Source organism: Geitlerinema calcuttense NRMC-F 0142, from assembly GCF_030285425.1.
Genome location: NZ_JASVEJ010000030.1, coordinates 1 through 14,454 on the forward strand (window position 1 = coordinate 1; position 14,454 = coordinate 14,454).

At 49.6% G+C, this 14,454-nt stretch carries 10 protein-coding genes and 2 pseudogenes; 6 read left to right on the forward strand and 6 right to left on the reverse strand.

All coding sequences use genetic code 11. The annotated features are described in order from the left end of the window. A pseudogene (locus QQ055_RS07860) lies at nt 1-187 on the forward strand (NAD-dependent epimerase/dehydratase family protein); the annotation flags it as partial. On the opposite strand, the gene QQ055_RS07865 reads toward QQ055_RS07860, so the two are convergent. Then, the gene (locus tag QQ055_RS07865; protein WP_286004524.1) at nt 102-509 is read right to left on the reverse strand and encodes a peptidoglycan-binding domain-containing protein; all 408 of its coding nucleotides are present in this window, start codon (nt 507-509) and stop codon (nt 102-104) included. The pseudogene QQ055_RS07860 and the gene QQ055_RS07865 sit on opposite strands and share 86 nt — an antisense overlap. A gap of 607 nt (nt 510-1,116) precedes the next feature. Between QQ055_RS07865 and QQ055_RS07870 the strand changes: the two genes are divergently transcribed. Then, a complete protein-coding gene (locus QQ055_RS07870; protein WP_069966532.1) occupies nt 1,117-1,464 on the forward strand; it encodes a hypothetical protein in 348 nt (115 codons plus the stop codon). 125 nt (nt 1,465-1,589) lie between these two features. Here the strand turns inward: QQ055_RS07870 and QQ055_RS07875 are convergent, their stop codons facing one another. After that, on the reverse strand, nt 1,590-2,075 hold the full coding sequence (locus tag QQ055_RS07875) for a glutathione peroxidase (RefSeq protein WP_069966533.1): 486 nt from the start codon (nt 2,073-2,075) through the stop codon (nt 1,590-1,592). 97 nt (nt 2,076-2,172) lie between these two features. Between QQ055_RS07875 and QQ055_RS07880 the strand changes: the two are divergent. Continuing rightward, nucleotides 2,173-4,004 (forward strand): annotated as a pseudogene (locus tag QQ055_RS07880) (ABC transporter ATP-binding protein). A 2-nt stretch (nt 4,005-4,006) separates the two neighbouring features. Here the strand turns inward: QQ055_RS07880 and QQ055_RS07885 are convergent. Beyond that, the gene (locus tag QQ055_RS07885; RefSeq protein ID WP_284474827.1) at nt 4,007-4,858 is read right to left on the reverse strand and encodes a hypothetical protein; all 852 of its coding nucleotides are present in this window, start codon (nt 4,856-4,858) and stop codon (nt 4,007-4,009) included. Nucleotides 4,859-4,888: 30 nt separating this feature from the next. Further along, nucleotides 4,889-6,385 (reverse strand): site-2 protease family protein, encoded by a 1,497-nt coding sequence (locus QQ055_RS07890; RefSeq protein WP_284474828.1) that lies wholly within the window; start codon nt 6,383-6,385, stop codon nt 4,889-4,891. 199 nt (nt 6,386-6,584) lie between these two features. On the opposite strand from QQ055_RS07890, the gene QQ055_RS07895 reads away from it, so the two are divergent. Together QQ055_RS07895 and QQ055_RS07900 are read left to right on the forward strand one after the other, a co-directional pair. Beyond that, on the forward strand, nt 6,585-8,213 hold the full coding sequence (locus QQ055_RS07895) for a hypothetical protein (protein ID WP_284474829.1): 1,629 nt from the start codon (nt 6,585-6,587) through the stop codon (nt 8,211-8,213). Between the two features lie 148 nt (nt 8,214-8,361). Then, nucleotides 8,362-11,163, forward strand: coding sequence for a sensor histidine kinase (locus tag QQ055_RS07900; protein ID WP_284474830.1), 2,802 nt, complete (start codon nt 8,362-8,364; stop codon nt 11,161-11,163). Here QQ055_RS07900 and QQ055_RS07905 read toward each other — a convergent pair. Together QQ055_RS07905 and QQ055_RS07910 are read right to left on the reverse strand one after the other, a co-directional pair. Then, on the reverse strand, nt 11,140-12,237 hold the full coding sequence (locus tag QQ055_RS07905) for a tetratricopeptide repeat protein (RefSeq protein ID WP_284474831.1): 1,098 nt from the start codon (nt 12,235-12,237) through the stop codon (nt 11,140-11,142). The two genes, QQ055_RS07900 and QQ055_RS07905, sit on opposite strands and share 24 nt — an antisense overlap. 620 nt (nt 12,238-12,857) lie before the next feature. Then, entirely contained in the window at nt 12,858-13,292 is a 435-nt protein-coding gene (locus QQ055_RS07910) for an FKBP-type peptidyl-prolyl cis-trans isomerase (RefSeq protein ID WP_069966538.1), read from the reverse strand. Between the two features lie 265 nt (nt 13,293-13,557). Between QQ055_RS07910 and QQ055_RS07915 the strand changes: the two genes are divergently transcribed. Further along, nucleotides 13,558-14,445 carry a DUF4037 domain-containing protein gene (locus QQ055_RS07915; protein ID WP_284474832.1) on the forward strand — a complete coding sequence of 296 codons (888 nt, stop codon included), beginning with the start codon at nt 13,558-13,560 and terminating at the stop codon, nt 14,443-14,445. Nucleotides 14,446-14,454: the final 9 nt, after the last annotated feature.

Sequence of the window (14,454 nt, forward strand, 5' to 3'; positions counted from 1 at the left end):
ACGCATTTTAGTCACTGGAGGGGCCGGGTTTATTGGCTCTAATTTCGTCCATTATTGGTGCGATCGCTATCCGGAAGATAAGGTGGTCGTGTTAGATGCACTCACCTATGCGGGCAATCGTGCCAATTTAGCAGAGTTGGAGATGCGATCGCAATTTCGGTTTGTGCAAGGGGATATTGGCGATCGGCGAGAAGACCGCGAGAACGTTGAAAGGCAATCACTGCATTTTCGGTTTGCGGGCCAAAAACGCCGTCAACGCCGACGCCATACCCTAGGTTGCGTAGGGTGGATTGAATGGTGGTGACAGTGGCACCGCTGCTACCGTAACGTACGTAGGCAAGCGCTTGCGAGGAAATACTGAGAATTGATAGGGCAACGATCGCGCTAGCAACCCCAATCCAAGCTGAGTTACAGATTTTCAGGGAAAATCCGTAGTGCGATCGCAGTTGGGGTGCAGGGTTCGGATCTTCGTGGGCAATATAGGAATGCAGGAGCGCGAGATTTTCCATAATGTGTCTCCTAAAGCAATGTATGGTCTTTGCTTATCCAAGCAACTGACGTTTGCACCAAGCTCAAGCGAGATCGATATCTAAAATTAAAGGGAAAACACTAATTTCCGTATTTCTACTGCCGATTCAGCAATTTCACGGTGTTATGTCTCTATTATGTCTAGGAATTCCCTCTAAGGGGATGAAAATCAACGAAACTTTAAAGTTTCTAGAGGATTGCTTCCGAGTTTTTACTAGTTTTTGAGGCTGCTGGTATACTGAAGAGCTTCTGATGACCCAGAGAAAGTCGTTCGCAGCGATCGCACTATTGCCATATAAGTGTCATGCAACTGACAATTAAGCAAGGCATTATCAAAAGTAGTCTGATAACTCCTTACACACCTATTGGATAACCGCAGATACCCAGAGCCACCCAGCTCTGGTTTTTTTTTAGGGGTGCAACGATCGCGATCGCCAACTGGGCGCGATCGCATCCTGAGAATTTCTCATCTTTTTATTAAATCTTACTCAGGCATTCATCAGAGAAAATTCAGAGAAATTTTGGATTCTGGAAGACAGCAACCAAGACAAGCGACTGATGCTCATCCCCAAGTAAGGAGTTGCTCCTATGAAACGCTTTCTACTGGCTGGTTTCTCTGTTTTCTTTTTCTCTAGCATCCCTCACCTCCCTGTTCGTGCAGAATCAACTAAAGCGATAAGCACGCCTCCCACCACTGTCACCTCAATACGACCCTTTAACCTCGTTTACCTCGCGTATCAAGGCTACTTCAGCGAAGCAGGCATTCCCGGTTATGGCGGACTGATTGCAGCATATAATGCCAAACGAATTGACGCTACAGACCTAGTTGAGCAAGCTATCGAACAAAATCGCCTTCCCGCTTCTATGCGAAATGACTCTGCTTATCTGAGAGATGTAGAAACGCAACTGGCAGGTTTGCGAAATCGGAGTAACTAGAATCCCTCGATCGGCTACTCACCAGTTTCTCACATCGATCGGTGAGAATCTCTTCAATACCAATGCTTAAAGCGAAGGGGTGGAGGTTTTATCTAAATCTCCACCTTTTTTCAGCGACTCTCTTTTTACTGTGCCAGCGCTTGTTCAATGGCGGATATTAATTCTGGCGAGTCTGGCTTCACTGCGCTTTTGAAGCGTGCAACCACTTCTCCCTGGCGGTTAACCAAAAACTTCTCAAAGTTCCACGCCACATCGCCCGACGGTTCCACCGCTTGGGTCAGTTTAGCGTAGAGGGGATGCTGTTGGCTGCCTTTGGCATGAACTTTATCGAACATTTCAAAGGTTACGCCATAGCTCGTTTCGCAGAACTGAGCAATTTCATCGTTCGTTCCCGGCTCTTGTGCGCCAAAATCGTTACAGGGGAATCCTAAAACTCGCAATCCTGCATCGCGGTACTTTTGGTTCAGGTTCTCTAAACCTGAGTATTGAGGTGTATAGCCGCAAAAAGAAGCCACGTTCACAATTAAAAGCACGTTACCGGCATACTCGCTCAGTTGCTTCTGTTTGCCATCCATCGTTTCAACCGTAATATCCGATACGGTGGTACTCATAGCTATCCCGATTTGAAAGGGTACGGGAATATTCTAAGGTTGGATTGCGGACTGAGGACGTTGATTCTCCACACTGGATACAAGGACGCACTCATAAGTGATTCGATTTCATCTCTCTCAACAGAATTGGCGACGCTTGCAAGAAACGTTTTCTGTCTTTCAGTACAGCGGGAAGGCGGTGCGCCTGGTGTGGTCAACAAGTCGCCTGTTGACTGTGGTTTTTGGGATTTTAACATTAGGGGCGGGTTTATTACCGGCGGCGATCGCTTACGTTGGCAAGTTGATTGTTGATGCGGTTGTGTTAGCTGCTCAGACAGCAAGCGAGAGCGATCGCAATTTAGCGTTATTTTACGTGGGTTTGGAAGGATTGGCGATCGTGCTGCAACTGGGGACTCAACGCAGCCTTGCTATTTGTCAATCTTTACTGCGCGTCTTACTCGGTTACAAAGTCAATGTCTTAATTTTGGAGAAAGCGCTAACCCTAGATTTAACTCACTTTGAGGATTCTGAATTTTATGATTCCATGAGCCGCGCCCGTCGGGAAGCCTCTAGTCGTCCTCTTTCCCTAGTGAGTCGTACTTTTAAACTAGCTCAGGATGCGCTGTCTCTGATTGCTTATGGGGGGTTGCTATTGCAATTTTCCCTGTGGGCGGTGCTGATTTTAATCCTAACGGCGATTCCAGCTTTTGTTGCAGAAACCCGATTTGCTGGAGAAGCTTTTCGTTTATTTCGCTGGCGTTCCCCGGAAACGCGAGAACAGACTTACTTAGAAACGCTGATTGCGCGGGAAGATTATGCCAAAGAGGTGAAACTCTATCAACTGGGTTCGCTGTTACTGAAGCGCTATCGCGATATCTTCCATCGACTGTATGACGAAGATCGTAATTTAACCATTCGTCGGGGCGTGTGGGCAACGGTTTTAGGCGTATTGAGTACGATCGCCTTTTATCTAGTGTATGCCTGGATTGTGCTGGAGGCGATCGCCGGACAACTGACATTAGGAGATATGACGTTATACCTGATGGTGTTTCGTCAAGGTCAATCGACTTTTTCAGCCGCTTTGAGCAATATTGGGGGAATGTATGAAGATAATCTGTATCTGTCTAATCTTTATGAATTCCTCAATCAACCCATTCCCCAGTCTGGCGGAGAGGCGACGCAGGGGATAGTCTTTCAAGATGGGGTGCGGTTTGAAAATGTCTCGTTTACCTATCCAGGGAGTACAAAACCCGCCTTACAGGATATTTCCCTACATCTCAAACCGGGTGAAAAGCTAGCGATTGTGGGTGAAAATGGCTCTGGGAAGACGACTTTAATTAAGTTACTGACGCGTCTCTATACCCCCACCCAAGGGCGAATTCTCCTGGATGGTTTGGATTTACAAGTGTGGGATTTAAACGTTTTGCACCGCCGCATCAGCGTGATTTTTCAAGACTTTGTGCGCTATCAATTTACCGTGGGTGAAAATGTGGGCGTTGGCGATGTCGAGAAGATATCGGATGCCGAACGCTGGGAGATTGCGGCCCAAAAGGGGATGGCTAAACCGTTTATTGAGTTAATGCCCAATGGGTTTTTGACTCAACTCGGACGTTGGTTTAGAGGGGGGACAGAATTATCGGGAGGTCAATGGCAGAAGATTGCCCTTTCGCGGGCATTTATGCGCCAGCAAGCCGATATTTTAGTTTTAGATGAACCGACGGCGGCGATGGATGCCGAAGCAGAGGTGCAGGTGTTTGAGCATTTCCAGAAAATTACGAAAAATCAAATTGTGGTTTTGATTTCCCATCGCTTTTCTACGGTGAGAATGCGGATACGATTATTGTTTTAGCGGGTGGAAAAATTATTGAACAAGGAACCCACAAAGAACTTTTAGCCGCAAATGGGCGCTATGCTCATTTATTTTCTTTGCAAGCGGCGGGATATCAGTAGGACTAGCGACTGGGGGAGGGGTTAAGGAGGGGTTGAATTTGTCGATTCCAAAATTGGTTAAAGCTTTGGGGTTGGATGGTTCGCCAAAACAAGCCACCTGCGATCGCGATCGCGCCTAATACCAGTATTGTACCGATGACTTGCGTCACTGAGCGAGAGAGGTTCCGCCCCATCCGACTGGCGCTAGGGGGCCTAGGGGGAGGGGTGCTGAGTCCTGCCGATTGGCGGGGAATCGTCCGAGTCGGTTGAACTTGAGGGGTTCTGGCGGGGTGTGGCGGGGGAGTTCGGGTTGCTTGAGGAGGGGGGGCAGCGCCTCTGGGGAAACCGCCGGAATGACCGTTAGAATGCGTCGGTATCCCGGTGGAGTTAAGCAGGTTCAGGCGTTGGGTAATGAAGGGGGGTGTCTGTTTGGTGCGACTCCATTGTAGGAGTTGGGCGGTGGTCATGCCGCATAGGTTGGCGGCTTTGATGGCTTGAACGCGAAGTAAAAGCGGTTGGGTATTGGAGACGAACACCACTAAACGGTCTGGGTGAATTTGGGAAAAGCCGTAGGCAGATTGGGCGGTAATCAGTTCGAGGCGGGCTTTTTTACTGAGGCCTTGACCTTGAGGTGGGGCGAGGGCTGGGTGGGGGGCGCTGGCGGGGGTAATTTGCCAGTTATTTTGGACTTGGAAGCGGATAAAGGCTCTGGCAGTTTGTTCTTGGCGCGGATCGGAGGCGCGATCGCTTAAAAATTTGATTTCATCATAAACCACTTGGGGCAGGTAAGCACTCCCCAGAGTTTGATATTCCTGCCATTCTCGCGCTGAGGTCTCCATCAGCGCGCTGGTCTCAAATAATAAGTAGAGGGTCATAGGGGTAGGTGCTAAGTAGGTTGGTTCGCCCTAACCAATGCCTAGGCGTCCTGCAACGCTGGGAGTCAGGGGGATGAGTGTCACCACCATTAAGAATAAGGCTAACAATCCTAACGCGGCTCTGGCGTCATCGGGTTCGGTCAGTTCGTTCAGGCTCGGTCTTTCTAAGTCCCGCTGCAAGAACAAAATGAGGATGGCCCAGTATAGGGCTAAGGGATTGGCTAAAGATGCGATCGCCAATACAATAATCGTCGCTACGGTGGTGCGTCCGGCGATTTTGCGTCCGTAGATGGCTTGGACGATACGTCCGCCATCGAGTTGTCCGGCAGGCATCAGGTTTAAGGCGGTAATCACTAATCCTAACCAGCCGATAATGGTTAAGGGATGGACATCAACGAGGGGTTGCTGAACGGCATCCCCTAACACGACTTTGGCTAGGGTGCCGACGAGGATGGAACCTTGGAAAAACTGCGAGGGGACTTGAAAGTAGCTGCCGGGATGGGAGAGAAGCAAACCCAGTAAGAGCATGGCGAGGGACAGAATACCGCCCGCAGCCGGCCCGGCGAGGGAAATGTCAAATAAGACCTGACGGTTGGGTAAGAGGGATTCAAAGCGCGTTAAAGCGCCAAAGGAGCCAATTTGCCAGGTGGGTAGGAAGAACGGCCAACTTAGGCGGATATTATGGCGTTTTGCCCAGAGAAAATGACCGAGTTCGTGGGCTATTAAGATGGCCCAAATGCCGACGGCGACGGGAAGCGCTTCTGGATAGCGGGTGGGTTCGTTGAAGATATCGAAGCGCAGCAATAACCCTCCGGTTTCTAGGCTGGTGGCAATGGTGGCTAACGCCAGCACTAAGGCGAGAACCCTTTGGGGAACCGTCATCGGTTGGGGTTCGTTGTGGCTGGGGAGGACAACGACGGTGGGTCTTTCTTCTGGGCTGTTGAGTAAAAAGAGCCGATAGCGATCGCCAACGCGTTGTTGCATACTTGCCGATAAGCTAGCATGGACGGCTTCAGGTTCGCCGCGCAAGTTGCCTTTAAAGATTGCCCCATCTTGATAGGGGATGGTTTCGGTGGCAAAAAAGGTATCGATGCCAAAAATTCCCTGAATCGCTTTAATATCTTCAGCCGGCATGGCGCTGACGGCTTCGGGCGTTGCAGTGGGGTTCGGCTTGTCTGGCACTGGTGCGGCTGGTGTTGAATTCTCGGCTTCCATTTCTTGCAGTTTCGCCGCAATCCGTTCTCGCAAGGCGGCATCTTGTCCGGCGGCGCGTAACTGTCTGCCTAAATAGATATATAAACCGGCTGAAGCTAAAAGCAAAAATAGGATACCCGCCAAGTTTATATAGATACCCAGCGAGAATAAGCCAAAAAATAACAGCCAAGGCGTCATTAACACGACCGATTGCAACCAGGCGAGAATCCCTAATTTGCCAAAAGGTCTAGCCCGCCAAAACCCCCAACCCAAGATGGCTAGGGCGGCCAGCACAATTACCACTGTTAAAGAGATTTCTGATGTATTTAGCATTCGTTAACCTAGTTTGACCGATCGGCAAAACTTCAAACGTTAATATCTATTGTTTTATTTTTTCATCTTTTCCTTCAGGATAGCGTTCCTCTGCGTAGAATTTGGGAGAACTCTTTAAGAACAGAGATACCGAGTCCCGGTTGGTACGGGGTTTCCGGTAAGCTGAGATCGATTAGCCCTTGTTTTGTTGAGGACGGTTATGCGTAAATCCCTGACGGCGGATATGTTGGATGCAAAGACGCCTCAAGATGTTAACGTGCAGACAGAGGCCCGCAAACCCGCAAGCGACCCAACTTTGGGGATTCCGGTCAGCGTCAATCGCACCGGGACGCCGCGCCATCGCCTGGTGAGTTTGGGAGACTCGCTGACGCATGGTTTTCAAAGCGGCGCGATTTGTAAGACTCAGTTGTCTTATCCGGCGTTAATTGCGAGGGAGTTGGGGTGGTTTGAGGCGTTGCGGTTTCCCACCTATGGCGGCCCTGGGGATGGATTACCGCTCAATTTAGAGAACTTGGCGCGATCGCTCGAAGCGCAATTTGGCGATACGATTAACTGGTATGAGTATCCGCCTTTACTGGCTTTTTTGCGAAACTATCTCGACCAGATTGAAGATTACTGGGAACGCGGCGAGGGCACGCACTTGCCCGCAACGGAAGGGATTAATCACAATCTCGCTGTGTATGGTTGGGACTTACGCAACACCCTATCGCGCAATGCTGAGATTTGCCAAGCGATTCTCGACCAGAACCCCCCTAGAGATAACCTGCTGCGGCAAATTGTAGAACATCATAATGAACGGGCGGCCCTGCGCGTGCTGAATTCGGCTCGCGATGCGGCAGAAAATGCCCTCTCCCCCGTGCAAGCGGCGGCGGCTTTGGGGGCGGAAGGAACCCAAGAAACGCCGAACCAGGGGGACGGAATTGAAACCTTAATTGTTTTAATTGGGGCGAATAATGCGTTAGGTAGTATTCTGACGTTTCGGGTGAACTGGACGGATGAAGGGTATGACGATATGGCGGTGAATGACCGCTATACGGTTTGGCGTCCGATCCACTTTCAAGTTGAATTAGACCAATTGGTGGCTGAAGTTCGCAAAATTCGCGCCCGCCATGTCATTTGGGGAACGGTTCCCCACGTCACCATCGCGCCGTTTGCCAGGGGAGTGGCAACGAAGGTGAGAGACGGGTCTCGCTATTTTCCCTACTACACTTTACCGTGGATTAGCGATCGCGATTTCAATCCCAACCGCCATCCCCACCTCACAGGCCCCCAAGCCCGCGCCATTGATAGTGCGATTGACCAGTACAATGACTCAATTACCGCCGCCGTACGTCAAGCCCGTCTGGAGGGTCAGGACTGGTACTTATTTGAAACGGCTGGACTGTTAGATCGGTTAGCTTCGCGCCGCTACTTGGAAGATCCGACCGCCAGACCTGAATGGTGGGAAGAAGTGGGCGGTCAATACGAGTTACCGGCTGCGTTGCAAGCGCTTTCTCCGGTGCCCGATTCTCGGTTTTTTCTCTCCAATGAAACTGGGCGCATCCGTGGCGGTTTGTTCTCCCTCGATGGCGTGCATCCGACAACGATTGGCTATGGGATTTTAGCCCAGGAATTGATTAACGTGATGCAGCTTGCGGGCGTCCGATTTTACCAAGCGGATGGGGTGACGGAACGCCAAGGTCGAGTAAACATTGACTTTGCCCGATTGCTTGAGTTAGACACGTTAATGGCTAAACCTCCTGGTCTGGTTGCCCGTGCCATCGACCAAGTGGGGTGGCTAGATACTCGCTTTAGACTGTTTAGCAGCATGATGATGGCGAGTTATTAATAGAACAGGAAGACTCAGGAGAAACCCTGGTTTTTCTCTTAATTTCTAGCGAAAGTTGGGCGACAATAGTCTCTCCTAATGGCTCATCCGGGTGGGTGAAGTCAATTGCAACGTCGTTCATTCAAGCTTTTACTAGAGCCTCATCGGATTGCCAACTACGCCTGGAGGTGGGATTTGTGAAGTCAACTCAAGTTGCGATCGCCATGCTAATGTTGTTGGGTCTGCTATGTCCCTAGGGTTGTTAAGAGGAGCGCCCAGGCAAACAGGCGGATCGGCTTGGACTATTCCGGTCGCGATCGCCCTAGCCTATTTTGTCACCGCACATTGGGCGATTTGCAGAATTGCGCCCTTGGGTTGGGCGCTGGAACCGTCTCCCTTGTGGCCCTCGGCGGGGGTAGCGTTAGGCAGCTTGTTGATCTTTGGCTGGCGCTATTGGTTTGGCGTTGCCCTTGGGGCCTTGTGGGTTGCCCATTCTCTGGGTTCTTCCTGGGAAGCCGCCCTAGAATCGGCGATCGCCAGTACCTTTGCTGCCGTTGCGGGGGTACTGCTGTTGCGTTGCGTTGGCTTTCACCTCAAGTTTCGTCGCCTGCAAGATGTATTTAGCCTGATCGTGCTAGGGGCGATGAGTAGTTCTCTATGTGGGGCGCTATTACGCGCGATCCTGCGACTGGCGGTCGGTTCTTTACCGGGGGAATGGGGTCGCGATGGGTGGACGCTATGGGTGGGCGATACAATGGGCATTCTCGTGGTGACGCCGATGTTACTGGTCGGTTATACCTTATGGCAAGAGCAGTTGAGTCCCGCACGACGGTCTGTTCAAGGTCGGGTGCTTCCTCATTCGGTGTGGGAGTTACTGCTAGGGTTAACGTTGCTGTGTGGGGTGAGTGCCTTTGTGTTTTGCGCCCAGACTGAGGCGGCGTTTGTGCGCTATCCCCTGGAGTATTTGCCCTTTCCGTTTACGATCTGGGCGGTGCTGCGCTACGGTCAGTTAGGGGCAGTGCTGAGTAGTAGTTTGGTTTCCTGTATTGCCATTTTTGGGGCTTCCCAAGGACGCGGACCGTTTGTCGGGGGCGAAACCTCTACAGAGTCGGTGCTATTTTTGCAGGCGTTTATGGGGGTGCTGACGGTGACGACGCTGGTTTTGGCGGCGGCGGTGACGGAACGCCAAGAGGTTGAGAAGTTACTGCGGCGTCAGGAGGCAAGTTTAGCAAATGCTCAACGGATCGCGAAGATTGGCTACCGCGAGTTTGATGACCAGACGCGGCGGTGGTGCTGGTCGGATGAGATGTATCGGATATTGGGGTTTTCTCCCAAAATTTTTGTCCCTACGGAGTCGGCGTATTTAAATGCGGTGCATCCAGACGATCGCGATCGCGTTCGCCAACTGTTTGAATGGGCGCGACGCGGACAGTCGGGCGCGGCTTTGGACTATCGGATTATTTTACCTACGGGTGAGGAACGGATTGTCACCGAACAGGTAGAAGTGGGCGCAAATGGGATTACGGGAACGGTTCAAGATATTACGGAACGCAAGCACTACGAGGCGCAGTTACGGGCATCAGCGGAGGGCGATCGCTTGTTGGGAGAAATGGCGTTACGCATTCGTCAATCGCTAGATCTCCATCAAATTTTAGAGACGACGGTGCGCGAGGTGCGGGCGTTTTTGCAGGCCGATCGCGTGCTGATTAGTTATATGGGGGCGAAGGGAAAGATTGTTGCGGAGTCGGTTGCACCCCAGTATCAATCGTGTCTGGGGTTAACGTTTGAGGCGACTGATTATTATAACGAGATTAGAGGCTTGTTTGAGCGTAATTGCGTGCAGGCGATCGCCGATACGACACAAATTCAAATTCAATCGGCGGCGCGGGCTAAGTATTTACAAGATTTTCAGGTCAAAGCGGTTTTAGGGGTACCCATTTGGTTAAGCGAACCGTTTTTATTAAAGTCGGGGGTTTGGGAGGCGACGGGGTGCGGCGAGATGCAAGCCAAGCCGGAATTTTTTGGGTTGTTGGTGGCGCATCAGTGCGATCGCGTGCGGCAATGGCGACCCTGTGAGGTGGATTTTTTGCAGCGGCTAGCCACTCAAGTGGCGATCGCGATTCAACAAGCTCAACTCTATCAATGCTTGCAGGATAATCAAGCCAGTTTAGAGCGCCAAGTGGCCCAGAAAACGGCGCAATTGCAGCAGAAAATGCAGGAGTTAGCTTGCTCGAATCAGATTAAAAATGTGTTTCTAGATGCCGTCTCTCACGATCTGCGGACGACGTTGATGGGCAATGCGATTTTGTTGCAGTCGCAGTTGCAAAAGGAGGGCGATCCGATTGCGGTACCGCGCTGTTTATTGGAACGGATGATTGAGGCGGGAAATCGGCAATTGGTGAAGTTAAATTCGCTGCTAGAGGCGACGGAGTTGGAAGTACAGGGGGTACGCCTCTATCCCAAACCGATTCAAGGACGGGCTTTTGTTGAGGGAATTGTAGAAGAGCTTGAGGGGCTTTTTGCTCAAAATCAAACGCAAATGCGCTTAGAAATGCCGGAAGAGTTGCCGTATTTTATGGGCGATCGCGAACAGTTGCGCCGGGTGTTTGAACATTTAATTCACAATGCGATTCGTCATAATCCCCCAGGGTTGGAATTGACGGTGGGGGCGGCGGTGATTGAAGAGTGTTCTGGCTGTCAGGGAACGGCTGAGTGGGTGCGCTATTTTGTGCAAGATAATGGGATGGGAATTGCCCCAGATTTGCGCGATCGCTTGTTTGATTTGTATGTTTTGGATGAGGTGGCGCTGCCCAAACGGTTGATGGGAATTCGTTTAGGGTTATATTTATGTCGGAAAATTATTCGGGCGCACGGCGGTCAAATTGGGATTAATACCCAATTAGGGGAAGGTTCGACGGTTTGGTTCACGCTGCCGTTAGGGGTGGCTTCAAGCGCTTACGTTGCCCAATAATAGGGCGTTTCTTTGGTGTTGATAGTCGGCGACTTTAGCGAAGTCGCCTAAAGCGTTGCAGGTGACAATTAAGCTGCTAAGGATTTGTCCCATCAGGCGGGTGTCTTGCAGTTTTTGAGCAATTTTTAAGCGCTGTTCGTAATATTGGGCGGCGACTGAATATTCACCTAAAGCGTCATAAACTACGCCTAAACTGCCGAGGGCTTGTTCTTCTCCCCGCAGGTCTTGCAGTTGTTGAGCAACGCTGGCTCGCTGTTGGTAATAGGCGATCGCTTTGGGATAGTTACCGATGGCGTGGCAGGTATTGCCGAGATTTCTTAAAATTTGACCTTCGAGTCGCCGATCTTTAAGTTTGCGGGCGCAGGCTAAGAGTTCTTCGTAATATTCAATGGTTTTAAGAAAGTCGCTTAAGGCATGGTAGGCGTTACCAATGTTTCTTAAAATTTGGGCTTCTACTAAATCATCTTTAAGTTCGCGGATGATTTTAAGGCTTTGTTTCTGGCATTCAATGGCTTGTAAATAGTTGCCCAAGGCTTTGTGAACCAGTCCTAGGTTGTTGAGGGCTGCGACTTCTAAACGGGGGTTGTTGAGTTCTTGGGCGATCGCTAAACTGAGTTGCTGATATTCTAGGGCTTTTTGGGAGTTTTCTAAGTGGCGGTAAGCGTTGCCTAAGTTGCCGTAGGCTTGTCCTAAGAGGGTGCGATCGCCAATTTCAGCAGCCAGTTGAATTCGGATTTGCTGGAATTCTATGGTTTTTTGATAGTCGCCCTTGGCATAATAGGCATTACTTAAGAGGGCGAGGACTTGAATTTGTCCGGAAATTTGCTGGATTTGTTGATAGAAGATTAGGGCCTTTTCCCAGTCGGAAATGGCTAAATCCCAGGTTCCAGTTTGCTGGTGTTGAAGACCGCTTTGTAAAAGTTGGTCTGCCAGCATTTGCACGTCGGCTGATTGGGTGAAGGTTTGGTCGGAATGGTTAGGGCTTTCTGCGGTTTCAGGAACCAGCGTATCGCGATCGCCCTTCTTGGCTTCGCTGTCAGGTGTTGCGTTGAGGTAGCGCTCCCAAAAATCCATTTGTTTTCCTATTTCCCTGAATTAACCTGGCTGGAGCGAGTGACGATAAGTGTTTATTGTTTAGCTTAACTTTTAGCTGTTTCAAATGAACTCAGTAGTTTCTCCAGTTCATTTGTGAAGTTTTTATAAAAACTTCGTAATTAGCTCCGTAATTTCATGAATTTTCTGTAAATACCTGTTACTTCAGGCTGGCTGGCTCAGATATAGCGCTTTTTGATTGGATGAGATCCCCCTAAATTTCCCTCAAAAGCTACCGTGTATACACATCTAGTGTAAGAACCCTAAGTCTAATTGAGATCCCCCTAAATCCCCCTTATTAAGGGGGACTTTGATTCCGGTTCCCCCCTTACTAAGGGGGGCTAGGGGGGATCAAAACCTTGTAGAACAATACTAGAAAACTTATGTATGCACGGTAGCCTTAATAAGGAGGACTTTGAACGAAAATGTGCTTCACAGATCTGAGAAAGGCTGTAGCAGGCGGGCTGTGTCGCAATCTTGTTAGGGAAATCATCTCAACTTGCGCTTGAATTACTATGTTTTCCACCTCAAAAAAGATCGGGAGAGCATTAATAACTCTCCCAATTCCTTGCTATTAACTTGGGTTGGGTTAAATTAAAAAGTTAAGCAATTTCCACCAATTGAATATCAAAAACTAGAGTTTGACCGGCTAAAGGATGATTGGCATCCAAAGTCACTTGTCCGTCATCGACTTCAGTTACCATGACCGGAACTAATTGTCCGGTGGGTTGGCGAATTTGCAGTTGTTGGCCGACTTGAGGGGCAATTTCTGCGGGAATCTGTTGGCGATTGACCTGTAACACCATATCTTGGCGATAGGGGCCATAGGCTTTTTCCATTGGAATTTCTTCTGTTTTGGAATCTCCCGGTGCCATGCCTACAACAGCTTGCTCAAAGCCAGGGATAATTTGACCTTGACCCAGGGTAAACTCCAAGGGATCGCGCTGAACAGAACTATCAAAAACCGTTCCATCGGTTAAGCGTCCAGTGTAGTGAACTTTAACGGTATCGCCCGGTTTTGCTGGTGCTTGAATCATAGTTTTTCCTAGAATGCGTCACGCACATACAGCCAGTTTAACGACTGAATTCCAAAATTGGCGAGTGAATTTATTGAGAAATCTCGATATTGATTGCTCAATCGAAGTAAAATCGTTAATTAACCCAATTGCCTAGAATTTTGAATGCAAAGCGCGATCTTAAGTCAGTTTATTGTATATAAAAGAATCTGAATTTGAGGCTCAAAGTTAATAAAGATTTTAGATTTATTGCGGAAACTACCAAAGTTGGCTACGCTAAATTTTTATGGCTGGGAACCCAATGGATAAAAGTGCGATCGCGCTCATTTCTGCTTTGTCTTTATCATCGACTCAGCGGGCTGTTGTAGAGGGAATCTGTGCTGAATTTGCGAGTCTCCCGCAAGTGCTGGCGATCGCCTTAGCAGGTTCTCAAACCACCACCCAATCGGATTTTCGCTCAGATTTAGATATTTACATCTATCAAATGGCGGAAATTCCAGTTGAAGTCCGTTCTGTACTCGCTGCCCGATTTGCCCAGCACTGCGAAATTAATAACCAATTTTGGGAAACGGGCGATGAATGGCTAGCGCTAGAGGCCAATTGCGGGGTCGATCTGATGTATCGCCGCCCAGAGTGGATAGAAGCGCAATTAGAGCGGGTGTTGGTTCATCATCAAGCGTCAGTGGGGTATTCAACTTGTTTTTGGGCTAATGTTTTGAATTCTCAGGTTTTATACGATCGGACAGGCTGGTTCGAGCAGTTGCAGCAAAAAGCGAGACAACCCTATCCGGCGGCTCTCCAGCGGACGGTTATCGCTCTGAATTATCCGATTTTGCGCCAAACGATTTCTTCCTACCGCCATCAGTTGGAGTTAGCGATCGCGCGTCAAGATTGGGTTAGCGTGAATCATCGCGTCGCCGCATTTTTAGCCAGCTATTTTGATATTCTATTTGCGGTCAATGGGGTACCGCATCCTGGGGAAAAACGATTGGTCGCGTGGATAGAGCAAAGCTGCGATCGCTATCCGGAAAATTTGGGCGATCGCGTTCGGGCTGTATTGGAAGCGATCGCGCCCTCTGCTACGGGTTCGCTCTTAACTGCAATGGATAGCCTAGCCGATGAGTTGGATTGCATCTTGCAAGATACTGAATTTGCAGTTAATGCTGATAGGTGAGCTTTAGGC

Excerpts from the sequence above, each read along its gene's own strand:
- QQ055_RS07870 (WP_069966532.1), top strand. The coding sequence starts at position 1,117 with ATGAAACGCTTTCTACTGGCTGGTTTCTCTGTTTTCTTTTTCTCTAGC.
- QQ055_RS07890 (WP_284474828.1), bottom strand. The coding sequence starts at position 6,385 with ATGCTAAATACATCAGAAATCTCTTTAACAGTGGTAATTGTGCTGGCC.
- QQ055_RS07895 (WP_284474829.1), top strand. The coding sequence starts at position 6,585 with ATGCGTAAATCCCTGACGGCGGATATGTTGGATGCAAAGACGCCTCAA.
- QQ055_RS07875 (WP_069966533.1), bottom strand. The coding sequence starts at position 2,075 with ATGAGTACCACCGTATCGGATATTACGGTTGAAACGATGGATGGCAAA.
- QQ055_RS07905 (WP_284474831.1), bottom strand. The coding sequence starts at position 12,237 with ATGGATTTTTGGGAGCGCTACCTCAACGCAACACCTGACAGCGAAGCC.
- QQ055_RS07910 (WP_069966538.1), bottom strand. The coding sequence starts at position 13,292 with ATGATTCAAGCACCAGCAAAACCGGGCGATACCGTTAAAGTTCACTAC.
- QQ055_RS07915 (WP_284474832.1), top strand. The coding sequence starts at position 13,558 with ATGGCTGGGAACCCAATGGATAAAAGTGCGATCGCGCTCATTTCTGCT.
- QQ055_RS07865 (WP_286004524.1), bottom strand. The coding sequence starts at position 509 with ATGGAAAATCTCGCGCTCCTGCATTCCTATATTGCCCACGAAGATCCG.
- QQ055_RS07885 (WP_284474827.1), bottom strand. The coding sequence starts at position 4,858 with ATGACCCTCTACTTATTATTTGAGACCAGCGCGCTGATGGAGACCTCA.